Source organism: Rhizobium sp. Root482 (assembly GCF_001426565.1).
Lineage (GTDB): Bacteria > Pseudomonadota > Alphaproteobacteria > Rhizobiales > Rhizobiaceae > Pararhizobium.
On record NZ_LMFA01000008.1, the window covers coordinates 1 to 21704 of the forward strand.

17 protein-coding genes and 4 pseudogenes are annotated in these 21704 nt (G+C 59.8%); 14 read left to right on the forward strand and 7 right to left on the reverse strand.

The window, feature by feature from the left end:
• The first annotated feature begins 243 nt into the window (after window positions 1–243).
• From ASD31_RS06765 to ASD31_RS06775, 3 genes and pseudogenes are all read left to right on the forward strand, one after another.
• Window positions 244–821 (forward strand): annotated as a pseudogene (locus ASD31_RS06765) (cysteine hydrolase family protein).
• 80 nt (window positions 822–901) lie between these two features.
• A pseudogene (locus ASD31_RS06770) lies at window positions 902–1108 on the forward strand (hypothetical protein); the annotation flags it as partial.
• Between the two features lie 29 nt (window positions 1109–1137).
• Window positions 1138–1545, forward strand: coding sequence for a VOC family protein (locus tag ASD31_RS06775; protein ID WP_056331211.1), 408 nt, complete (start codon window positions 1138–1140; stop codon window positions 1543–1545).
• 230 nt (window positions 1546–1775) lie between these two features.
• Here ASD31_RS06775 and rsgA read toward each other — a convergent pair whose 3' ends face one another.
• Complete coding sequence (rsgA, locus tag ASD31_RS06780) at window positions 1776–2798, reverse strand: ribosome small subunit-dependent GTPase A (protein WP_082520453.1); 1023 nt, start codon at window positions 2796–2798, stop codon at window positions 1776–1778.
• 860 nt (window positions 2799–3658) lie between these two features.
• Here rsgA and ASD31_RS06785 point away from each other — a divergent pair.
• Entirely contained in the window at window positions 3659–4030 is a 372-nt protein-coding gene (locus ASD31_RS06785; RefSeq protein ID WP_056331218.1) for a response regulator, read from the forward strand.
• Window positions 4031–4042: 12 nt separating this feature from the next.
• Here the strand turns inward: ASD31_RS06785 and ASD31_RS26685 are convergent.
• Together ASD31_RS26685 and ASD31_RS06790 are read right to left on the reverse strand one after the other, a co-directional pair.
• A pseudogene (locus ASD31_RS26685) lies at window positions 4043–4656 on the reverse strand (IS5 family transposase); the annotation flags it as partial.
• 8 nt (window positions 4657–4664) lie between these two features.
• The gene (locus ASD31_RS06790; protein ID WP_056331221.1) at window positions 4665–5513 is read right to left on the reverse strand and encodes a ferritin-like domain-containing protein; all 849 of its coding nucleotides are present in this window, start codon (window positions 5511–5513) and stop codon (window positions 4665–4667) included.
• A gap of 142 nt (window positions 5514–5655) precedes the next feature.
• Here ASD31_RS06790 and ASD31_RS06795 point away from each other — a divergent pair, with 142 nt between their 5' ends.
• The 7 genes from ASD31_RS06795 to ASD31_RS06825 all read left to right on the forward strand — a co-directional run bounded on the left by ASD31_RS06795 (window position 5656) and on the right by ASD31_RS06825 (window position 14557).
• Window positions 5656–7917, forward strand: coding sequence for a NosR/NirI family protein (locus ASD31_RS06795; RefSeq protein WP_056331224.1), 2262 nt, complete (start codon window positions 5656–5658; stop codon window positions 7915–7917).
• 64 nt (window positions 7918–7981) lie between these two features.
• On the forward strand, window positions 7982–9898 hold the full coding sequence (nosZ, locus tag ASD31_RS06800; RefSeq protein ID WP_056331226.1) for a TAT-dependent nitrous-oxide reductase: 1917 nt from the start codon (window positions 7982–7984) through the stop codon (window positions 9896–9898).
• On the forward strand, window positions 9898–11268 hold the full coding sequence (locus tag ASD31_RS06805; protein WP_056331227.1) for a nitrous oxide reductase family maturation protein NosD: 1371 nt from the start codon (window positions 9898–9900) through the stop codon (window positions 11266–11268). Before nosZ ends, ASD31_RS06805 begins: the two co-directional genes overlap by 1 nt.
• Window positions 11265–12185: an ABC transporter ATP-binding protein gene (locus ASD31_RS06810; protein WP_056331230.1), complete on the forward strand. Its 921-nt coding sequence runs from the start codon at window positions 11265–11267 to the stop codon at window positions 12183–12185. The genes ASD31_RS06805 and ASD31_RS06810 overlap by 4 nt, the downstream gene beginning before the upstream one ends.
• Window positions 12182–13009, forward strand: a complete 828-nt coding sequence (locus tag ASD31_RS06815; protein ID WP_056331233.1) for an ABC transporter permease — start codon at window positions 12182–12184, stop codon at window positions 13007–13009. The genes ASD31_RS06810 and ASD31_RS06815 overlap by 4 nt, the downstream gene beginning before the upstream one ends.
• Complete coding sequence (locus ASD31_RS06820; RefSeq protein ID WP_056331236.1) at window positions 13006–13575, forward strand: nitrous oxide reductase accessory protein NosL; 570 nt, start codon at window positions 13006–13008, stop codon at window positions 13573–13575. The genes ASD31_RS06815 and ASD31_RS06820 overlap by 4 nt, the downstream gene beginning before the upstream one ends.
• Entirely contained in the window at window positions 13568–14557 is a 990-nt protein-coding gene (locus ASD31_RS06825) for an FAD:protein FMN transferase (RefSeq protein WP_056331238.1), read from the forward strand. Before ASD31_RS06820 ends, ASD31_RS06825 begins: the two co-directional genes overlap by 8 nt.
• A gap of 40 nt (window positions 14558–14597) precedes the next feature.
• Here ASD31_RS06825 and ASD31_RS06830 read toward each other — a convergent pair whose 3' ends face one another.
• Entirely contained in the window at window positions 14598–15074 is a 477-nt protein-coding gene (locus ASD31_RS06830; RefSeq protein WP_056331240.1) for an SPASM domain-containing protein, read from the reverse strand.
• Window positions 15075–16221: 1147 nt separating this feature from the next.
• Here ASD31_RS06830 and ASD31_RS06835 point away from each other — a divergent pair.
• Window positions 16222–16659 (forward strand): pseudoazurin, encoded by a 438-nt coding sequence (locus ASD31_RS06835; RefSeq protein ID WP_056331243.1) that lies wholly within the window; start codon window positions 16222–16224, stop codon window positions 16657–16659.
• A gap of 95 nt (window positions 16660–16754) precedes the next feature.
• Here the strand turns inward: ASD31_RS06835 and ASD31_RS06840 are convergent, their stop codons facing one another.
• Together ASD31_RS06840 and ASD31_RS25310 are read right to left on the reverse strand one after the other, a co-directional pair.
• Window positions 16755–17006, reverse strand: coding sequence for a hypothetical protein (locus tag ASD31_RS06840; protein WP_156392544.1), 252 nt, complete (start codon window positions 17004–17006; stop codon window positions 16755–16757).
• A 461-nt stretch (window positions 17007–17467) separates the two neighbouring features.
• A pseudogene (locus ASD31_RS25310) lies at window positions 17468–17566 on the reverse strand (hypothetical protein); the annotation flags it as partial.
• A 159-nt stretch (window positions 17567–17725) separates the two neighbouring features.
• Here ASD31_RS25310 and ASD31_RS06845 point away from each other — a divergent pair.
• Window positions 17726–19594 (forward strand): heavy metal translocating P-type ATPase, encoded by a 1869-nt coding sequence (locus tag ASD31_RS06845; protein ID WP_056331249.1) that lies wholly within the window; start codon window positions 17726–17728, stop codon window positions 19592–19594.
• A gap of 125 nt (window positions 19595–19719) precedes the next feature.
• Here the strand turns inward: ASD31_RS06845 and ASD31_RS06850 are convergent, their stop codons facing one another.
• Window positions 19720–20235, reverse strand: a complete 516-nt coding sequence (locus tag ASD31_RS06850) for a GNAT family N-acetyltransferase (RefSeq protein ID WP_056331252.1) — start codon at window positions 20233–20235, stop codon at window positions 19720–19722.
• A 323-nt stretch (window positions 20236–20558) separates the two neighbouring features.
• Here ASD31_RS06850 and ASD31_RS06855 point away from each other — a divergent pair, with 323 nt between their 5' ends.
• Entirely contained in the window at window positions 20559–21623 is a 1065-nt protein-coding gene (locus ASD31_RS06855) for an NAD(P)-dependent alcohol dehydrogenase (RefSeq protein WP_082520457.1), read from the forward strand.
• Window positions 21624–21704 lie beyond the last annotated feature (81 nt).

Consider the following 21704-nt stretch of genomic DNA (forward strand, 5'->3'; position numbering starts at 1 on the left):
CCCCTTAGCCCTTCCGATCAAAAAAGCCGACCTGGAGGACAATCTCTGGCAGGTCGAGCAGACGGGCGGGGCCGCAGAAAAGTATCAACGTGGCCTCGACATTTTGCACGAAGCAAAACTAGACGCTAAGGATCCTTAGCCACACCCCAAAAGTGAGCCCCCTCGATTCCGGTGCGAAGTTGCACCGAGCTCAACTGGGGGAATCCTGCCTGCGATCAAGGTTCGTGTCTGACGGAGGAGACCATGAACGACAAAAATTGGATACATCTGTGCATCGATATGCAGCGTATGTTCGCAGAAGACACGCCTTGGCATGTGCCATGGATGCGAGAGGTCTCGCCTCAGATCCGGGAAATCACACAGCGCCATCCGCAGCAGACGGTCTTTACGCGCTTCGTTCCGCCAAAGTGCGCGGCGGACATGCAAGGTATGTGGCGAACCTACTATGAGAAATGGGATACGATGACTCTCGAGCGGCTCGGACCGGAGATGGTCGATCTCGTCCCGTCCTTGAAGTCCTTGGTGCCGCCCCAAGGATCTTTGACAAAATGACCTATTCGCCATGGACCTCCGGTGAGCTTCATCGTGTACTGGCGGGGGAGGGGGTTGAGATGCTGGTGATGTCGGGCGGAGAGACGGACGTGTGCGTTCTGGCCGCAGCGCTCGGGGCCATTGACCTTGGCTACCGTGTGATCCTCCTGAAGGATGCGGTCTGTAGCGGCGCCGATGAAACGCACGACGCCTCACTCGAATTGTTAGGTGATCGTTTCTCGGTGCAGCTGGAGATTTCCTTGACGGAGGACTTTCTCCGATACCCTTGATCCACCGGTATCACCTTGCCGCCGGAACCTTCCCGCCTTGGTCGCTTGACCGAATCTTCAAAAGGAATTCTACCATGGAAGATACCCCTTCACTAAGGCTCGCCAAGGAATATCTCAGGCTTGGCGGCACCCGCAAATCGAAGATTGACGACAACATTATCAGTACGCGCAAATGGGAGGATGAGCCTCCGGCAGCCGCTGCCTTCTGGAAAGAGAAGGTAGAAGTCCTGAATGAGGACGAGAGAAAGCAGGTCGAGGACTTCTTGCCGTCAATCAACGACCAGTAGCCACACATTCCTTACACTGGAAAATCTCCATGTTCAGTCACATCATGATCGGCGCACGCGACTTGGAAGAGATGGTGGCGTTTTATGATGGTGTTTTGGCGCCACTCGGCATGCGGCGTGTCGTGGATTTGCAGGAAGTCGGGGAGGCAGGGATCATCTGGCAACAGGGGGACAGGCGTTGGCCGCAATTTGCCCTTCGCCGCCCATTTAACGGCCTGCCCGCGACATGGGGTAATGGCGTGCTGATCAGTTTCGCAACACCGTCGAGAGCAACCGTCGATCTCGTCTGGAGTACAGCGATCGGGAAGGGGGCGCACGATGAAGGTGCTCCCGGTCTACGGCTTCGGTATGCCGAAGATTTTTACGCCGCTTACTGTCGCGACCCCGAAGGAAACAAGCTTTGTTTTGTCCACGCACAGGGGCTTTCAGCGGAGTAGAGGTTAGATGAAAACGTCAAGAAGGTCGCACGGAGAACCGGGTGAGAAGCACGAGGAGGTTGAAGTCACCGCTTGGCTGGATAGCGCAGACTAGGCAGTGTGGACGGATTGCCGCAGGTTTAGTTTCTGCTAGTCCCGAATCAGGTTTTGAATGTGGGTTTTTACCATTTTGACTTTGCCCGGCTGCAGGTTCATTGAGACCCGCTGCAGCACGGCGTCAGACGGGGCCGTCAATATTTGTTCTTGCGGACGATCTTGTTGCCTCGCGGTCCGCTGGCCACCGGCGTTCTTTCGCGGTTTTCCGCAAGCAGGTTACGCCACCGTTCCAGACGATCGGCGGCCAGGGTGCCGCTGGCGACGGCCGACTGTACGGCGCAGCCCGGCTCATGAGCGTGGGTGCAATCGCGAAATCGGCAAAGCGGTGCCAGATCGGTGATCTCGGCAAACAGCATGTCGATTGCGCCGGTAACGTCGCTGACGTAGAGCGTTCTTGTTCCGGGCGTATCGATAACCCAACCGCCGCCTGAAATCGCATGCAGCGACCGGGCCGTGGTGGTATGCCGTCCCTTGGCATCATGTTCGCGGATGCTTCCGGTCTTCTGCATTGTGTCGGAGGCTGGCCCTGCCAGGGTGTTCACCAGCGTCGACTTTCCGACGCCGGAGGAGCCCACCAGTGCCACCGTCTTGCCAACGCCGCACCAGGGCATCAATTGGGAAACGGCATCGGCCGAACGCGCATTCAGGACGATGACGGGCAAGTCGCGTTGTAGTGCCTTGGCTTGCTGCTCAAATATGCCGGCATCCTCGATGGTGTCAGCCTTGGTCAGCACGATCGCCGGGTTGGTCCCGGCCTGGTTGGCCATGATCAGGTATCGTTCCAGCCTTTCAAGCTTGAAATCGGCATTGCACGATGTCACGATAAACAGAGTATCGACGTTTGATGCGGCAAGTTGCTGGCCGTGTCCACCTTCCGCACGCCGCTGAAACACGGTTCTTCGCTCAAGACTGCGGACAAAAATGCCCGTGAGGGGATCGGCAAGAACCCAATCACCCACCGCAAAGTCAGCGGTGCTGGTATTGGCGGGAAGTTCAAGCCTGCCCAGTCCGGCAATGTCGATGACCTCGATGCGTGCCCGGTGAACCGAAACGACGCGCCTGGGTAAGAGATCCGCTTCGCTTGGATCGACCTGGGTCGCGAAGAACTCGGACCAGCCAAGCCGTTCAAGCGACGGGGGCGGGTTGGGACTGGTCAAGTTTTGATCCGAATATTCGCGAATACCGTCATGAATAAGCTTCCCGCTGGTTTAGTTCACGTGCGTCCTCGGAAGAACCGCGTTGCCGCGCCCACTCGACGTGCCGCCGATGGTTGATTGATACTATCCAGGCGCCAACAGCATCGAGAGCTGGTAACGCAATACAGCAAATCCTGGACAGTAGAAATGGCCCCCGACGAAGAAGCATCTTGGGGATCGACAGCGAAACCGTTGATCGGCCTCGGTGATCCGGACGGCACTTATTTAAGGCTTTTGACCGGCCTCAAGGGACAAATGTAAGTCGCTCACGATTAAAAGGGGTGCTCTTATCGACGGCTGGGGAAGATGACAGAACCGTCGTTAGTTCGTATCCTTTCACATCAGGATTTTTGTCAATTGTTCATTCGAGTGGCATCGAATTTCTCCTTTGTAGGCGGATCCACGGTCTGAGCCCATAGCAATTACCGGCCCGGTTCTCGGGGCCTTCTGTGGTTGCCGCCCGTAATGCAAGAAGTTTATGGCCCATATGGGATGTGATCGAGTGCGGTCTTCTGTCAGGCCTTCAAATGCGGCACTTTGGAAGCCGCTGGCCGATATGGTGATCAGCGGATCAGGTCCAAATCCATTCAGCGAGCTGAATGGCTCCAAGCCCCGAACTGGTTTTCCCGATCCAGATCTGTTCGATCATTTTGCCCATTTGGGTCGTCGACGTTCTCACACCTCACCTCTGTCATGCAACAGTTTGTGTTTCAGGCGTTTTTCATGATTACCCTTGGATCGATGTGTATTTCTGCGCAGTCATCTGGTTCGGACATTAAAAAAAACATATCGATAGCGTCAACACCGGAAAGTGTCAGGGAATGGCGCAAGCTGGGATCACGGTCATTGTCGTGGAAGACGAGACGCTCGTCCGGCTGGACATCGTCATTTCGCTTGAGAATGAAGGCTTCCTCGTGCTTGAAGCTGCGAATGCCGACGACGCCATCGACATTCTGAATGCCCATCCAGAGATCCGGTTGATGTTCACCGATATCGACATGCCGGGCAGTATGGACGGCTTGAAGCTGGCCTTTGCTGTTCGCGACAGGTGGCCCCCGGTGAAGATCATCGTGGCTTCGGGTCACCGTCAATTGAGCGACGAGCTTTTACCCGTTGAGGGCAGGTTTTTCAGTAAGCCGTACGATCACGCCCGCGTCATTGCGACTATGAGGGAAATGCTGGCCGCAGCCTAGGCAGGTGGGCTCTTATTTTGAAGCGATCCATATTCTGATGGCTGACAGTTTGAGTGCGGCCAGATAGTTGTCTGCGCGCCTGTCGTACCGGGTTGCCAATCCCCGCATCTGTTTGATGCGATTGAACAACCGCTCGACGAGGTTGCGCTGGCGATAGACCCAGCGGCTGAAACTGAAGGTTCCTTTCGGTTGATCTGGCTGGTATGTTTGCCCAGGACTTGCGTTCTCTGGCGAAGTTTCTGATGGCGTCTGTGTCATATGCCCGGTCGGCGAGAAGCGTCGATCCGGGTTGTTGATCACAAAGCAGTTTCTCAGCCATTGGTGCATCGCCGGCTTGGCCTGCCGTCAACTCCAGGCGAACGGGCCTGCCTTCGGCATCAGCGAGCGCATGGATCTTGGTGGTCAAGCCACCGCGGGAACGTCCCATCCAAGGATCGGCAGCGCCCCTTTTTTAAGTTGGCACCATGCTGGTGAACGCGAACACAGGATGAATCAATCATCACGATGTCACCATCGTAACGTTTTGAAACGGCATCGAGAAGTCGATCCCAGACACGGGCTGCGCGCCAGCGCGAGAAGCGATTGTAAAGTGTCGTGCGTGGGCCATAGCGCTCCGGCACGCGGGCATGGTCTCTCAGCGCGCCAGCCAGATGCGGACGCCCCTGATACAATGGATCATTTCCGCGGCAGAGCGTTGGGCACGGTCTCGCTGCATTTCGTCCGGCGCGGTCTGGCCGAGATCGATATAGCAGTCGGTCAGCAGTTCGCAGAGCGGCAAGACCTGTTCGACGGCCGTATCCGGCACGGCCTCGAGAAGCGGCGTGGACGAGAATGGGGTCTGGACAAGCTTTTCGGCTCTGATCCGGGCCTGCCTCGCCAGCGCCTGCAATCTGCTTGAACCGGCCGTTTCGGCGGCGTCCGCCAGCGCTTGGAGGTGATTGGCAAGCCGTGTCTCGAGCAGTGCCAGGTCAGCTTTAGCGGCGTCCGTAGAAGTGCGCCGTTCGAAATGAAAGGCACGCCTGCGTTCGCTGCGCAGCTTTGCGACGTGGCCCAGTTCCTCATGCGCCATCCGCTCGGCGGCCTTGCCGATTTCCGCAGACTTTGCATGCGCGGCGACATAGGTCCAGAAGACGAAGGCGCGCTCCTCGTTGCGCACCGCCATCGAGAAGGCGCGGTACGCACTGAGCATCTCCGGCGCGATGATGCCTGCCCCCTCATCGTCGAACAGCACTTCCGGCGGATGCACGATTGCGGATTTCGGTTGTCCGGTCGCTGTCTGCCAGTCGTTCACCTTACCCAGATGGCCTTCTTCCTCTGCGATCAGGGTTTCGAAGACACCGGCGAGATCGGGCTGGCCCATCTCCCGCATGCGCTTAGCCAGCGCGATGTAACCATCAATCGCTTCCTGCTCCATCGACCGGGCAAGCGCCAGCAGTTCATTCATCGACGCGACCTCCCAGGGATCGCTCTCGGTCTCTGCCATGTCTTCTCCTCCAGGGGGCGATTTTAGGTGCCCCATCGCAATCTGCAATAGTTTGACCAGGGGTGTTTGATTTTGATCAAAGACTACCTAGACTAATCTCCTAGACTGAGCCCGCGATTTACCACAAGAGAGACGCTTCGCAATGGAATCTAACGGAAATCGCCCAGCCGCCTGGCTGCTGAGCATCTTTTGGCTAGTGGCCATCTGCCTCTCGGTGACAATCGCTTCCCCGGCCATGGCTGACGGTCAGCTGCCGGCTTTTCTCGAAAAGGTCCAGCCGGCCGAACTGTTCGAAGGTGCCGACCGCTTTGGCGAAATCGAGGGCGACCCGCCCATCGCGCCTGTCTACCGGGGAGACGAACTGCTCGGCTATGCCTATCTGAATTCCGATTTCACGAGCTCCATCGGCTATTCGGGCAAGCCTATTCACATCGTCGTTGGCATAGAACGATCGGGCATCATTCGCGGCATCAAGCTCGTCGATCACAAGGAGCCGATCGTGCTGATCGGCATTCCCGAGAAGGAAGTCGTCGCCGGCCTGAACTCGATCATCGGCAAGGATATGGGCCGCGTCGCCGCCGGCCAGGAGCGCCCACCGCAGGTGGACATCGTCAGCGGCGCCACCGTGACCGTTCTGGTGATGAGCGACAGCGTCGTGCGGTCTGCAGTGGCTTTGATCCGCAGCAACCGGTTAAGCGGCGAAGGCCTTGCGAACACACAGGCGGTAACCGAGAAGAGGACGCTCGATCTTTCGAAAACGGCGTCAAGCGACTGGGAGACGCTGCTCGGCGACGGGTCGATCCGCAGTCTGCGCATGACGGTCGGCGAAGTCTCGAAAGCCTTCGCGGATGCCGGCCACGCCGAGGCGGCGAAGAAGCCGGAAACACCGCAGCCCGAGGACCGGTTCATCGATCTCTACATCGCCCCTGTCAGCGTGCCGGTTATCGGCAAGACGCTGCTGGGCGAGGCGGGCTACCAGCGGCTCCAGTCCCGGCTGAAGCCGGACCAGTCGGCTCTCCTCGTCGCGGGTGACGGCGCCTATTCGTTCAAGGGCTCCGGCTATGTCCGGGGTGGCATTTTCGATCGCATCGAATTGCTGCAGGACGGTCAGGGCCTGCGGTTCAGGGACCGCAATCATACCAGGATTTCAGCTTTCGCAGCGGACGGCGCCCCTCGGCTGAAGGAGATCGCTCTTTTCGTCGTGCCCACAGATTTCCAGTTCGATGTCACCGAACCCTTCGAACTGCAATTGCTCGCGCAGCGCAGCACCGTGGCGCGCGACAAGGCCGCCATCGCCTTCAATCTCGGCTATACGCTGCCGTCTTCCTACTACACCGTCACCCGGGTTGAAGCGCCCGCTGCGGCGGCCAGGACGGACGCTTCTGCCGAAGAGCCCGCTGCGGCGACCCGCACCGAACCGCTGCCCGATGCGCCGCCGCTCTGGGTCAGCATCTGGGACATGAACCGCGTGACGATGGCCATCACCGTGGCCGCTCTTCTCGTGCTCACCGGGATATTCTTCTTTCAGGACTGGCTGGTGAAGCGTCCAAAACTGTTTGCTTGGGTCCGCACCAGCTATCTCGTCTTCACGCTGGTGTGGCTCGGCTGGTATGCCAATGCCCAGCTTTCCGTAGTCAATGTCCTGACGTTCATCAATTCGCTCGTCACTTCGTTCCGGTGGGAATTCTTCCTGGCGGCGCCGCTGATCTTCATTCTCTGGGCCGCGGTTGCCGCCGGACTGCTGTTCTGGGGACGTGGCCCCTTCTGCGGCTGGCTCTGCCCGTTCGGCGCGCTCCAGGAACTGCTCAACAAGATTGCCGTAAAGCTGAAGATCCCGCAGGTGAAGGTGCCGTGGGGCCTGCACGAGCGCCTCTGGCCGATCAAGTACATCATTTTCCTCGGCCTTTTCGGACTGTCCTTCTATTCGATGGCCTATGCCGAGATCCTCGCGGAAGTGGAGCCGTTCAAGACGGCAATCATTCTGAAGTTCGCCCGCGAGTGGCCCTTCGTCATCTTTGCTTTGACGCTTCTGGCCGCCGGCCTGTTCATCGAACGTTTCTACTGCCGCTATCTCTGCCCGCTTGGTGCGGCGCTGGCCATTCCCGGCCGGATCCGCATGTTCGAATGGCTGAAGCGCTGGCCCGAATGCGGCACGCCATGCCAGCGTTGTGCCAAGGAATGTCCTGTGCAGTCCATTCATCCGGAAGGCCAGATCAATGTCAATGAGTGCATCTACTGCATGCATTGCCAGGAACTCTATCACGATGATCATCGCTGCCCGCACATGATCCAGGTCCGCCTGAAACGCGAGAAGTTCATGGCTCTGTCGACCCCCGCCTCGCGCGGTGAAAGCCCGCCCAGAACTGTCGTCACCCACAATGGCGAGGCCATAAAGAAAACCTGAATTCGGCGCGAGGCAGCCTGCCCACGCCAGCAACCCAGCAATACAAACAACAAGGGAAGTCACCATGTCCACCGAAGATACGCAACCGCGCCTGAACAGACGCCAGCTTCTGGGATCAACCGCCGCCGTCGCGGCCGCAGGCGCCGCCACCGCCGGTGGCGCGCTGACCTTTGCCGGGGGCGCCACTCCGGCAAAGGCCGCCACTGAGGGAGGATTGTCCTACGAGGTCAAGCCGGGCGAACTGGACGAATATTACACGTTCTTCTCCAGCGGCCAGAGCGGCGAAATCCGCATCGTCGGCCTGCCGTCCATGCGCGAATTCATGCGCATTCCGGTGTTCAACCGGTGCAGCGCCACCGGCTGGGGCCAGACCAATGAAAGCCTGAAAGTGATGACCGAAGGGCTGCGCCCCGAAACGGTCGAGTACCTCAAGGACAAGGGCGGCGTCTACCACAACGGCGACCTGCACCATCCGCATCTGTCCTTCACCGACGGCACCTATGACGGCCGCTATCTCTATGCGAACGACAAGTCCAATACCCGCGTCTGCCGCATCCGCCTCGACGTCATGAAATGCGACAAGATCATCGAACTGCCGAACCAGCACACCGTGCATGGCCTGCGCGTGCAGAAATATCCCAAGACCGGCTATGTGTTCTGCAACGGCGAGGACGGCGTTCCGCTGCCGAACGACGGCAAGATCCTCGACAAACCCAGCGAATATTTCTCGATCTTCTCCGCGGTTGACGGCGAGACCATGACGGTTGCATGGCAGGTGATCGTCGATGGCAACCTCGACAATGTCGATGCCGACTACCAGGGAAAATACTGCTTTGCGACCTGCTACAATTCCGAAAAGGGCGTCACGCTCGAAGAGATGATGTCGAAGGAGCAGGACTGGGTCGTCATCTTCAATATCAAGCGCATCGAGGAAGCCGTCGCCAAGGGCGATTTCAAGGAAATGAACGGCGTGCCGGTGATCGACGGTCGGGCGGGATCCGCCTACACCCGCTATGTCCCGGTTTCCAACGGCCCGCACGGCATGAACACCGCCCCCGACGGTATCCACGTGGTCGCCGCCGGCAAGCTGTCCCCGACCGTCACGGTGTTCGACGTGCGCAAGTTCGATGATCTCTTCCACGACAAGATCAAGCCGCGCGACGTGGTGGTCGCCGAGCCGGAACTCGGCCTCGGTCCGTTGCACACGGCTTATGACGACAAGGGCAACGCCTATACGACGCTGTTCATCGACAGTCAGATCTGCAAGTGGAACATCGAGGATGCCAAGCGCGCCTTTGCCGGCGAGAAGGTCGATCCGATCCGCCAGAAGCTCGACGTCCACTACCAGCCGGGCCACAACCATACCTCCATGGGCCAGACCAAGGAAGCCGATGGCAAGTGGCTGATCTCGCTGAACAAGTTCTCGAAGGACCGGTTCCTCAATGTTGGTCCGCTGAAGCCAGAATGCGACCAGTTGATCGACATTTCCGGCGACCAGATGGTTCTTGTGCACGACAACCCGACCTTCGCGGAGCCGCATGACGCGACGATCGTCCATGCCTCGAAGATCAATCCGGTCAGCATCTGGAGCCGTGACGACGTCTTCTTCGCCGATGCCGTGGAACAGGCCAAGAAGGACAATATCGACCTGCTCATCGACTCGGAGATCATCCGCGACGGGAACAAGGTACGCGTCTACATGACCTCGGCGGCCCCGGCCTTCGGGCTCGAGTCCTTCACGGTCAAGCAGGGCGACGAAGTCACCGTCTATGTGACCAATATCGATGAGGTGGAAGATCTGACGCACGGCTTCTGCATCGTCAACTACGGCATCAACATGGAGATCGGGCCGCAGGCCACCGCCTCGGTGACGTTCAAGGCCGACCGGCCCGGCGTCTACTGGTACTATTGCTCCTGGTTCTGCCATGCCATGCACATGGAGATGAAGGGCCGGATGCTGGTGGAGCCTAAATCGGCCTGATGTGGAACAAACTGGCAAAAACCTGGATGGCGGCCCTTCTGGCCGCCATTCCTTCGGCTGCGTTGGCCGCGGAATGGATCGTCACACCCTCCGGCGGACCGACGCTGTCGGCCGTTCTCGAGGCGGCGGCTCCGGGTGACCGGATACACCTCAAGCCGGGCCGGTACAACGGGCCGCTGGTCATCGACAAGCCGGTGACGCTCGACGGCGAGGACGGAGCCAGCATCGTCGGCAACGGCGAGGGCAGCGTCGTCACCATCGAGGCGGAGAAGGTTGCCGTGCGCGGTATCGAGGTCACCGGCTCGGGCATGAACCTGTCGACGCTGGATTCCGGTATCTTCGCAGCCCGGACGGCGACCGGCGCGATCATCGAGAACAACACCCTTACCGGCAATCTGTTCGGCATCTATCTCCACGGCGCGAAGGACTCGCTGGCCCGGAAGAACGTGGTCGTCGGCCTCAAGGATGGCCGGATGAGCGAGTTCGGCAGCGGCATATCGGTATGGAACGCACCGGGCGGCAAGGTCATCGACAACGATATCAGTTTCGGTCGCGACGGTATCGCCACGATGGCCAGCAAGAAGAATGTCTTCAGTGGCAACCGCTTCCACGACCTGCGCTTCGCCATCCATTACATGTATACCAATGACAGCGTGATCAGCGGCAATGTCTCGACCGGCAATTCCGTCGGCTATGCCATCATGTTCTCCAACCGGCTGAAGATCATCGACAATATCTCCGACGGCGACCGCGACCACGGCCTGCTGTTGAATTCGGCCAACAGTTCGACGATTACCGGCAATATCGTCCGCGGACGGCTGCAGCCGGCGGACCGCTGGACGATGGCCGGGATCCAGGATTCCGGTCATGGCGTGAAGGATGATGCCGAGGCGACGGGCGCCGTCGAGGGCGGCATGCGGCTCGGCCCGGAGAAATGCGTCTTCATCTACAATGCCAACCGGAACAAGCTGCTCGGCAACGAATTCCAGGGCTGCGCCATCGGCATCCATTTCACCGCCGGGTCGGAAGGCAATACGATGACCGGCAATGCCTTCATCGACAATCGCAACCAGGTGAAATATGTCGGCACCCGCTATCTCGACTGGTCGGTGAACGGGCGCGGCAACTACTGGAGCGACAACCCGGCCTTCGATCTTGATGGCGATGGAATCGGCGATATTACCTATCGCCCGAATGACCTGATGGACAAGGTCCTGTGGACCTCGCCGCAGGCCAAGATTCTCACATCGAGCCCGGCCGTGCAGATCATCCGCTGGGCGCAGGTCCAGTTTCCGGCGCTGCTACCGGGCGGCGTGGTGGACAGCCATCCGTTGATGGCACCGACAAGACAGAAGGACGATTTGCAGTGACGGCACCCACGGTTACATTATCAGGCGTGGCGAAACGCTACGGCCGGATCGAGGCGGTCAAGGATGTCTCCTTCGAACTTGAACAGGGACAGACGGTGGCCCTTGTCGGCCATAACGGCGCAGGCAAGACGACGCTGATCAAGCTGATGCTCGGCCTCATCCGGCCGACGCAGGGCACAGTGCAGGTGCTGGGTGAAGACCCGGCCCGAGGCGATTTTGCCGTGCGCCAGCGGCTCGGTTACCTGCCGGAGAGCGTCTCCTTCCACATGGCGTTGACGGGACGGGAGACGCTTGCCTTCTATGCACGGCTGAAACGTGTGGATGTGTCGGACATAGCGGGCCTGTTCGAGCGCGTCGGACTTGCGCCTGCTGCGGCCGACCGCGCGGTCCGGACCTATTCCAAAGGCATGCGGCAGCGGCTCGGGCTGGCCCAGGCGCTACTCGGTTCGCCGCGCGTGCTGCTGCTCGACGAGCCCACCAGCGGGCTCGATCCGGCGTTGAGACGAAATTTTTATGAACTGGTATCCGGCCTGCGCTCGGCAGGTACGACGATCCTGCTGTCCTCGCATGCGCTGACCGAACTCGAAGATCGCACCGACCGGGTGATCATCGTCAACGAGGGCGTGGCGATCGCCGACGGCACGCTGGAGAAGCTGCGGGGCATCGCCCGCCTACCGACCCGGATCAGCGTCACGCTGGCGGACGGCGCGAGGATAGCCACCCCGAACGGTGGGCAGGTCGCCTGGAAGGCTGTCAGGAACCGCACCTTCGAGGCGGAGGTCGCGCCCGAAAACAAAATCTCGATCCTCAGGGACGTCACGGCCGATCCCGCCGCGGTTGCGGCGTTGCATGTGGTGGAGCCAACGCTGGATGAACTCTACGCCCATTTCCTCGGCGGGCGGGGGATGATGCGATGAACAATATAGTGATCGTGGCGCGCAAGGAGATCCAGGAAGGCCTGCGGAACCGCTGGGTGCTGGCCACGACGCTGCTGCTGGGGGCGCTTGCGCTCACTCTGTCCTTCCTCGGTAGTGCGCCGACCGGCAATGTCGGCGTCAATCAGCTCGACGTCGTCATCGTCAGCCTGTCGAGCCTGACCATATTCCTGGTGCCGCTGATTGCACTGTTGCTGGCGCATGATGCCATCGTCGGCGAAATTGAGCGCGGCACGATGCTGCTGCTGATCAGCTACCCGATCGGCCGGCGGCAGATCATCTTCGGCAAGTTTCTCGGCCATCTGGCGATCCTCGCCTTCGCCACCCTGTTCGGCTACGGCACGGCGGCTGCGGCACTGGCGATGACCGGAACCGAAATCGGCCTGGCCAGCTGGTGGGCCTTCCTCGCGATGATCACTTCATCGATCCTGCTGGGCATGGTATTCATCGCCATCGGTTATGTAACGAGCGCGCTTTCCAGCGAGCGGAGCACGGCCGGCGGCATCGCGATCGGCGTGTGGCTGTTCTTCGTGCTGATCTACGATATGGCCCTGCTCGGTGTGCTGGTAGCGGCCGAGGGCCGGCCACTGCCGACGGGGCTTCTCGACGGCCTGCTGGTCCTCAACCCCACCGATGCCTACCGGCTGCTCAATCTGGGCTCGGGGGAGGCGGGCGCGCTTTCGGGGCTCGGCGGCATCGCCGGACATACGGGGCTTAGCGGACCGATGCTCGTAGCCGCCCTCATCGCCTGGATCGTCGCCCCGCTGGCGCTGACGCTCAGGATATTCTCAAGGAGAGAACTATGAAGATCGCTCCCGTCATCGCACTCTTGTTCTGTGGCCTTCTCCTAACCGGCTGTAGTGAGGAGAAGGATGCCGCGCCGCCGGCGCCCTACGCGCTCACAGAGGAGGCGATGGGCCGCTATTGCGGCATGAATCTTCTCGAACATGCCGGTCCCAAGGGCCAGGTCATCATGTCCCAAATCCCCGAGCCCATCTGGTTCAGTTCGGCGCGAGATACGCTTGCCTTCACGATGCTGCCGGAGGAACCCAAGGACATCGCGGCCATCTATGTATCCGATATGGCCAAGGCAACCACATGGGAAGAGCCCGGAGCCGACAACTGGATCGATGCGCGCACGGCCCTCTTCGTGATCGGCAGCGGGCTGCGCGGCGGCATGGGCACGGACGAGGCGGTGCCATTCTCGACGCGCGAGGCCGCCGACAAATTCGCCGGCGAACATGGCGGCCGCGTTGTCGGCTTCAGCGAGGTTCCGCGCGATTATGTGCTAGGGTCATCGACGGACGATCCCGAGATACAGAGCACGCCGGAAAATGTGGAAGAACCCGGGAAAGGACAGGCAAATGGCTAGCATCGTCACCCGCCGCCGCGCCATTGCGATATTCGCCGCGGCCGCCGGCCTACCCCTGATACGGCCCGCGCGAGCGGCAACCCATGCCGTCACCTGGAAGGGGCAGGCGCTGGGTGCGCCCGCGACGCTGATCCTGCATCACGAGGACAGGAACAAGGCCCAACACCTGATTGACCGCGTCGTGACGGAAGTGTCGCGGCTGGAGGAGGTTTTCAGCCTCTACAGGAGCACCTCCGCGATCAGCGAACTGAACCGGGTCGGCGGCCTGGCCGCACCACCCGCCGACCTGGTGGCGCTGCTCGAAACCTGCCGCCATCATTGGCATGAGAGCGGCGGGGCTTTCGACCCGACCATACAGCCGCTCTGGGCGCTTTATCGCGATCATTTCTCGGCGCTAGGCGCCGATCCCGACGGCCCGCCGGCTGAAACAATCGCCCGGGCGGTCGGGCGGGTCGGCTTCGACGCCGTCCGCTTCAACCGCGACCGCATCGTGTTCACGCGGCCGGGCATGGCGCTGACGCTGAACGGCATCGGCCAGGGCTATGTCACTGACCGCGTGGTTTCCATACTGCGGGACGCGGGCATCACCAGCAGCATGGTGGACATGGGCGAAGGCCGGGCGATAGGCGGGCAGGCGGACGGCACCCCGTGGCGCGTCGGTCTTGCCGATCTCCAGGACGCCGAGCGGCCCGACAGCGTCCTCGATCTCGTCGACCGGGCGGTCGCGACATCCAGTCCGGCCGGGTTCCATTTCGATGCCGCCCGCCGGTTCGGTCATATCCTGGACCCGCGCAACGGCGGTGCCAGCGCAGCCTACCGGCGCCTGAGCGTCGTTGCGCCGGATGCCACGACGGCAGACGCGCTCTCGACCGTCTTCAGCCTGGCCGATCCCGAAAGCGTCCGCTCAAGCCTTGCCGGAAAGCCGGATATCATGGTGGACCTCGTCCTGACGTCAGGCGAGCACAGACGATACGGCAGCTGAACGTCCGGCACCGCTTCAACCGGGTGTGGTCGGCGCGCTGTTACGCTTTCTGAGCCATTCGGTCACGGCCGTTGCCGGCCGCCGTTGGCGAGGAGGGAGGCGAGCACACGCATCGACGGCAAGGCGTGCGAGTAGAATGCGTGCGGCTTCTCGCACAAATAGGTTTGGCCGTCCTGACCGTATGCGTCTTGGCGAAACGGTCCTTCGAGCAGCCGCCGTTGCAGAAGGCGCGCACCTCGGATTTGAGACATTGCGCCGTCAGCGTGTCGAACTTGTCGTTGCCGAATGCCGCGAGCCTGGCGCCGGTCAACAGGGTGTGCAGCGGCGTCATGTTGATGTCGCCGAGCCGGTAGCCAGGCTCGACATAATGATCGCAGCAATAGAGATCGCCATTGTGCTCAAGGGCCGGGTTGCGGCCGGGGGCATGGGTGAATGTCAGGTAATGGCCGAAGAACAGCATGGCCTCGAACATCTGGATATGGACGCGAGAGACATCGTTGGCGATCCCATTCGTCATAGTCCGCGATGAGGAATTTTCCATAAGCCTTGCCGTACACCGAACGGATTCCGGCGTGATCCCCGGATAGCATGTAGGGCGGCTTCCACCTTTTGCCCTGAACGTCGCACCAGCCCGCATTGGCAAAATCGAGGTCCTCCGGGCAGCTGCGCTCGACGATCGGGATGAACTGGATCCATTCGGCCTCTATCGTGTCGCGGAAGTACCGGTAGATCGTCCGGCCGTGATCCTGGTTGGCGGCATTGACGGTGCACAGGATGTTGAAATCCACCCCGTGCCTGCGAGGTTAGGCACGGCCTTGGAAACGAGGTCGAACGTCCCGCGGCCTCGCTTGTCCTTCGGGTAAAAAATCATGAAACGCCCGCGGACCGTCGAGGCTGAGGCCGACGAGGATGCCGCTTTTCCCGAGTAAGGCGCACCATTGGTCGTCGAGCAGCAGGCCGTTGTCTGTACGGAGTGGGATATCGCCTGTCCGGGCCGCTTGAACCGTATGATGAGGTCGATCGCCCGGGCGAAGAAGTCCAGGCCGAGAAGCGTCGGCTCCCCACCCTGCCAGGCGATGTTACCGCGCCGTTCGGGTGCGTTTCGAGCAATTGGCGGATATAGGATTCCAGCGTCGCCTCGGACATGCGCGTCCGGCCGTCGGGATAGAGCCTCTTCTTCGACAGAAGGAAGCAATAATCACAGTGTATATGCAGGTCGCGCCGCCCGGCTTTGTCATGAGGTGGAATGCGGCGATCCGCGGCCTTCTTCCGAGGGGACCCGGGCCCTGATTGTTCGGCGGCGTCAGGTCTATCATGAAACGAAAATCCTCCTCCGCTGGTGCGAGGGTCTGCGGCCTATCGCCGCGAAGGTTTCCTGTGACCGGCGCTCGTCTAGGGGATGCACCCCATTTCAAGTTTGTGCCGGCGCAAAAACCTCGATTTCTTGCGTGTTGGACTGTGCCGGGGTGCACAATTGCCGTGATGTTTTTCCTGATCGGGCACGGGGACGGGGCCGATAAAGCCTTTAAGTGGAACTTGTGATTGATTCTTGAGTTCAATCGGTAGACATGATTGTTCAGGCATACACTAGGCCCGACACCCTGGCTTAGCCTGCCGGCCCGCGTCGCCGTCATGGGCGCACTAGGAAGATCAAGGAGACTATGATGAATATCATTGCAACGACTCTTGTCGGCATCGCCGTCTCGGCCATGATAGGCGGCAGCACACTTGCTGCGGACTTCGAAGTTGATATGCTCAACAAAGGCCCCGACGGCGTTATGGTGTTCGAGCCGGTCCTGACAAAAATCGCTGTCGGCGACACCATCACCTTCGTTCCAAAAGACAAGGGCCACAATGCGGAAACCGTAAAGAACATGATTCCGGAAGGTGCCGAGGCGTTCAAGGGCAAGATCAACGAGACGTTGAAGCAGACCTTCACCACCCCCGGCGTCTATCTCGTCAAGTGCACGCCGCATTACAGCATGGGGATGGTCGCGGTGGTCGTGGTGGGGGACAACCCCGCCAATGTCCAGGCGATCAAGGACGGGAAATTGCCGAAGAAGGCACGCGAGCGGGCCGACAAGGCACTGTCGCAGCTGTAAGGGGCAGTGAAAACTGCCACCGAACCATGCCACGGCCGGTCAAGCGATCGGCCGGGCAATCCCGGTCTATGTAAAACCAGTGTTCCCCGACGACCCTAGAGGATATCGATCGCATCTTCGAGCGAGCCGATTACCGCACTGCCGCCGGTTTGGATGACGAAATCACGCGCGGCTTCGATCTTGGGTCCCATGGAGCCGGCCGGGAATTCCTCTGGACGAAGCTCACCTGCGGTTATCTTGTCGATCGGTTCCTGGGACAATCCCGCCCAATCGCGATAGGCGGCATCCACATCGGTGAGCATCAGCAGGATGTCCGCGCCGTGCTCCATTGCAAGCAGGCTCGCCACCCGATCATTGTCGATGACCGCCTCGATGACCGATAAGGCTGCTATCCGTCCGGCGGATGACCTAGATGCCGCCGCCGCCGCAGATGACGGCGACGTCCTGTCGACAAGAAGCCGGATGACCGATATGTCGGGAACGCGCCGGGGCAGGAGAGACGCGACGACGTGACTGTAGCCGGTAGCGTCCGGCGCCGTGGTCCAGCCGCGCCGCTGTTAAGGTTCTGCTTCCGAGGCAGTACAGACCGGGCGGATCGGCCTGGTGGGCGTCTGGAATGCGAGATCGTCCGCATCGACCTCGACCTGAGGGAGCAGCGTCGTGACACGTCGGTGTCCGGCCAGGGCGCTTCGAGTTCCTGCTCGATTATATAGCCGATCATGCCTTCGTTCTGGGCGCCGAGCACGTCGACTGGATGAGCCTCCTCCGGAGCAGTACATTCCCGCCACTGCGATGACGATAAGCATTGCTAGCCTCCGATCGTCGCGACGAGGACCGCCTTGATCGTGTGCATCCGGTTCTCCGCCTGATCGAACACGATGGAAGCCGGCGATTCGAACTCCTCTTCCCTTACCGAAATTGTGGTGCCAAGGAACTTGACAACCACGAACTCCAGCAAGTTTCTCTGTACAGCGTACTTTCGGCATTTATGCGCAGCTGATATCCAACGCGCGATGAGACGTCAGGTGGAATATCGAAAAGCCGCATGCGGCGATGAAAGAAAACAATGGTCTTCGCGAACTCTGATCGCCTGAAGTCCGCTTTACTCCTGGTCGCCGTGCTCGGTCTGGCTAGCGGGCTAGTATTATTCGCAGTCGACAAGCCCCACGCGGCCACTTTTGCGTGGCGAAGCGGCGTGGTGCCGGTCCTTGTTGCGTTAATCGTCGAAATTCTGCGACGTCTGTGGCGAGGCGAAGTCGGACTGGACATCGTGGCGGCACTTTCGATGTCGGCGGCTTTGTTTTTTGGAGAAACACTCGCCGCATCGGTCGTTGCCGTGATGTACTCGGGCGGGGTATTTCTGGAGAGTTTTGCCGAGGGGCGTGCGAGGCGCGAAATGAGCGCACTTCTGTCGCGGGTTCCCAGAACCGCTACAAGGCATGCGAATGGAACGCTCGTAGATGTCGAGCTCGATAATGTTGTACCTGACGACCTTCTCTTGATCCATCAGGGCGCAGTTGTGCCGGCAGACGGCGAGATCGCAAGCGAGCAGGCAATTCTCGATAAATCGGCTCTTACGGGTGAATCGATGCCGGTGCGCCTAGGTCGTGGTGACGAGGCCTTCAGCGGATCGATAAATGCGGGTGAAGCCTTTGACCTACGCGTTCGGCATCGTGCAGCTGAGAGCACCTATGCCGGGATTGTCAGGCTGGTGGAGGCTGCACAGGCGTCCAAGGCGCCAATGGCACGGCTGGCCGAACGCTATTCCATATTGTTCCTGGCTGTGACGCTGGCGCTGGCAACCGCTGCATGGTGGTTCACTGGTGACCCGGTCCGGGCTGTGGCGGTGCTTGTCGTCGCAACACCGTGCCCGTTGATTCTTGCCGTTCCGGTTGCCTTAGTAGCAGGTCTTTCGCGTGCAGCGCACTTTGGTGTTCTCATCAAGGGAGCAAAGCCACTGGAGACCTTAGCAGGGATAAAGACGTTGGTTCTCGACAAAACTGGGACGTTGACGGACGGACGACCGCAGATCATTTCGGTCGAGATATTCAACGGAATGTCGCATGACGAAGTTCTGCACTTCTTGGCGGCTCTTGAACAGGCGTCGAAGCACCCGATGGCGCGGGCAATTGTAGCGGCTGCACGTCAGAGGGGCCTTATGCTTCCGGCGCCGGAACATGTGGTCGAGCATCCTGGTGAAGGAATCTCCGGAACAGTCTCCGGCCGCCAGGTCTCTGTGGGAGGGGTCTCCTTCATCAACAAACGGCTCGCCGCGACGGCCGCGGCAAGCCCGATGATGAATGTCGGCACTGTGGTCGTCGCGCTTGCCATCGACAACAAGATCGCTGCCCACATTACGATGGCGGATGCTCTGCGGACAGGTACTACGGAGCTGCTTGCAGCCCTAAGGAAACTAGGGATAGGCCGAATCGTACTGGCCACTGGAGACAGGCGAGCGGTCGCAGACAATGTCACCAAGGGTCTGGGACTGGATGCGGTCAACTCAGAGCTTACACCCGAGCAGAAAGTTCATCTCGTGCTGGCAGAGCGCAAACATGGGCCGGTGATGATGGTCGGGGATGGTGTCAATGACGCACCGGCTCTTGCAGCCGCCGATATAGGGGTCGCTATGGGAGCTCGCGGAGCTGCTGCCTCGGCTGAGGCAGCAGACATTGTTCTTCTCCTCGATCATCTCGACTGTTTGTTGCCGGGTATAGAGATTGCCAAGCGTTCGCAGCGCGTTGCGATGGAAAGTGTCGTCGCCGGCATCGGGATGTCGGTAGTTGGCATGGTAGCAGCGGCCTTGGGCTATTTAACACCTGTGGAGGGAGCCGTTGTCCAGGAATTAATCGATGTTGCCGTGATCATGAATGCACTGCGCGTCCTAGCGATCAAACCCCGAATTGGGAAAGAAGAATACAGGCCAAAGGCCTAAGGTAGGGGATTACGAGCATCAATTTGTCGATTGCGCGATGACCAAAAAAGGGGGTCTAGTTCCATAGGTAACGACATCGTATTCCAATTTTGGCTGCCGTTGAGTTGGGCTGCGTCGAATGGGGGCTATGGTTTAAATTCTCGGCGTAACACAACGACGGTCGGGTCATCTTTAGCGTCGAAGACCTGGAAATCCATATCACGTTCCAACTCGATCGCGGCGTGGTTTTCACGGCTCTCCAGCGACTCAATGCTCTTGAAGTTGTGTCGCTCCGCATATCTACAGATATGCGCGAGCATTTCCCAGCTTATCCCCTGCCGCTTGAAGTCCTTGCGGATCGAAAGCGCCACTTCTGCGCGCTGCGCATCTTCGCTCGCCGCCAGCATTGCCACCGCCAGAAGAGTTTGATCTCGAGCGAACGCCAAGAAGTTCACTATACCAGGATCATCGACACGCGTCATTGTGAGAAGCCGTTCGTGAGATACGGCCTTCATTCCCGAGAGAAATCGAAATCGGATGTCCTCTGGCGTCACGTGCCTAAAAAACTCCGCAACGATCGCTTCGTCTTTCGGCGTCGCTTGCCGGACATGAAAGCGGAACCCGGTGCGTGTGGTCAGGTCACTCTCGGCGTGGTCGAGCATCTCGTGTCTCCTTCGAGCTGGCGTTCAGTCGCTTGCGCTGCGATCCATTGCATTGCGATTTGATAGCTAGTGTAACACCGTTGTCAACGGAAGCCCGTTCGTCCTCGAAGATCCCGCGTTCCCAATGTCGACTAAGCACGGCAGTTTCTGTACAGTGTGCTACGGAAGACATTCAAGCTCGCCATAAGCTTTCCTGGGAACCGCAACTCTTCTCTTTCAGGCTGAGCCGATCAATGAGGCGGACCACCGGCATTCTCATTTTCCTGTCCCGGAAAATGGGGGCCAGTGCAACAATCAGAGGAGCTCCGATGTCTGGAATTAGAATGAAGGCAGCCATCTTCGTCGAGCCGGGACGGATCGTTTTGGACGAGAAGCCAATACCGGATGTCGGACCGCTCGATGCGCTCATCAGGATTACGACAACCACGATCTGCGGCACGGACGTGCATATCCTGAAGGGCGAGTATCCGGTTCGAAAAGGTTTGACAATCGGTCACGAGCCGGTGGGCGTAATCGAAAAGCTCGGGTCAGCTGTCAAGGGATTTACAGAGGGTCAGCGGGTCATAGCAGGCGCCATTACGCCAAGCGGACACAGCAACGCGTGTCAATGCGGCCGCTCTTCCCAAGATGGGGCGGGCAATCGACATGGTTGGAAGGCAACCGGTGGTTGGAAGTTCGGCAATACGATTGACGGCTGCCAGGCCGAGTTCGTGCTGGTCCCCGACGCCATGGCGAACCTGGCAGAAGTGCCGGATGGCCTTAGCGATGAACAGGTGCTGATGTGTCCCGACATCATGTCGACCGGCTTCAGCGGGGCTGAACAGGGCGACATCAAGATAGGGGATGTCGTGGCGATATTTGCCCAAGGGCCCATTGGTTTGTGTGCCACGGTTGGTGCAAAGCTGCTCGGCGCTTCGAATATCATTGCCGTCGACAAGCTGCCCCAACGGCTCGACATGGCCCGGCGCCTCGGCGCGAACCACGTCGTCGATTTTAGCCGGGTGAATCCTGTTGAAGAAATCATGCGCGTCACCGAAGGGAGGGGCGTCGACGTTGCCATCGAGGCGCTTGGCACGCAAGCGACGTTTGAAGCGTGTCTGCGCGTTCTGAGACCCGGAGGAACGTTGTCCAGCCTTGGCGTTTACTCCTCCGACCTGACCATTCCGCTCGATGCCTTTGCTGCCGGTCTTGGTGACAACCGGATCGTGACAGGCCTATGCCCAGGTGGGAAGGAAAGGATGCGGCGGCTCATGGCCATGATTGAATCAGGACGTGTGGATCTTGGAGCAATGGTCACTCATCGCTTCAAGCTCGACGATATCGAAGCGGCATATGACCTCTTTGCCAACCAAAGGGATGGCGTGTTCAAGGTTGCGATCACACCCTGAGACGATGGCTATTACCGTCGTGTCGTTTCAACTGAGGAAACGGACTAGCCCTCACACTGCATAGGCGAAATAGCCTGAAAG

Coding starts and splice junctions, on each gene's coding strand:
- ASD31_RS06815 (WP_056331233.1), top strand. CDS start 12,182: ATGAACAATATAGTGATCGTGGCGCGCAAGGAGATCCAGGAAGGCCTG.
- ASD31_RS06825 (WP_056331238.1), top strand. CDS start 13,568: ATGGCTAGCATCGTCACCCGCCGCCGCGCCATTGCGATATTCGCCGCG.
- ASD31_RS06850 (WP_056331252.1), bottom strand. CDS start 20,235: ATGCTCGACCACGCCGAGAGTGACCTGACCACACGCACCGGGTTCCGC.
- ASD31_RS06805 (WP_056331227.1), top strand. CDS start 9,898: ATGTGGAACAAACTGGCAAAAACCTGGATGGCGGCCCTTCTGGCCGCC.
- ASD31_RS06830 (WP_056331240.1), bottom strand. CDS start 15,074: ATGACGAATGGGATCGCCAACGATGTCTCTCGCGTCCATATCCAGATG.
- ASD31_RS06845 (WP_056331249.1), top strand. CDS start 17,726: ATGGTCTTCGCGAACTCTGATCGCCTGAAGTCCGCTTTACTCCTGGTC.
- ASD31_RS06855 (WP_082520457.1), top strand. CDS start 20,559: ATGAAGGCAGCCATCTTCGTCGAGCCGGGACGGATCGTTTTGGACGAG.
- ASD31_RS06835 (WP_056331243.1), top strand. CDS start 16,222: ATGAATATCATTGCAACGACTCTTGTCGGCATCGCCGTCTCGGCCATG.
- nosZ (WP_056331226.1), top strand. CDS start 7,982: ATGTCCACCGAAGATACGCAACCGCGCCTGAACAGACGCCAGCTTCTG.
- ASD31_RS06790 (WP_056331221.1), bottom strand. CDS start 5,513: ATGGCAGAGACCGAGAGCGATCCCTGGGAGGTCGCGTCGATGAATGAA.
- ASD31_RS06795 (WP_056331224.1), top strand. CDS start 5,656: ATGGAATCTAACGGAAATCGCCCAGCCGCCTGGCTGCTGAGCATCTTT.
- ASD31_RS06775 (WP_056331211.1), top strand. CDS start 1,138: ATGTTCAGTCACATCATGATCGGCGCACGCGACTTGGAAGAGATGGTG.
- ASD31_RS06785 (WP_056331218.1), top strand. CDS start 3,659: ATGGCGCAAGCTGGGATCACGGTCATTGTCGTGGAAGACGAGACGCTC.
- ASD31_RS06820 (WP_056331236.1), top strand. CDS start 13,006: ATGAAGATCGCTCCCGTCATCGCACTCTTGTTCTGTGGCCTTCTCCTA.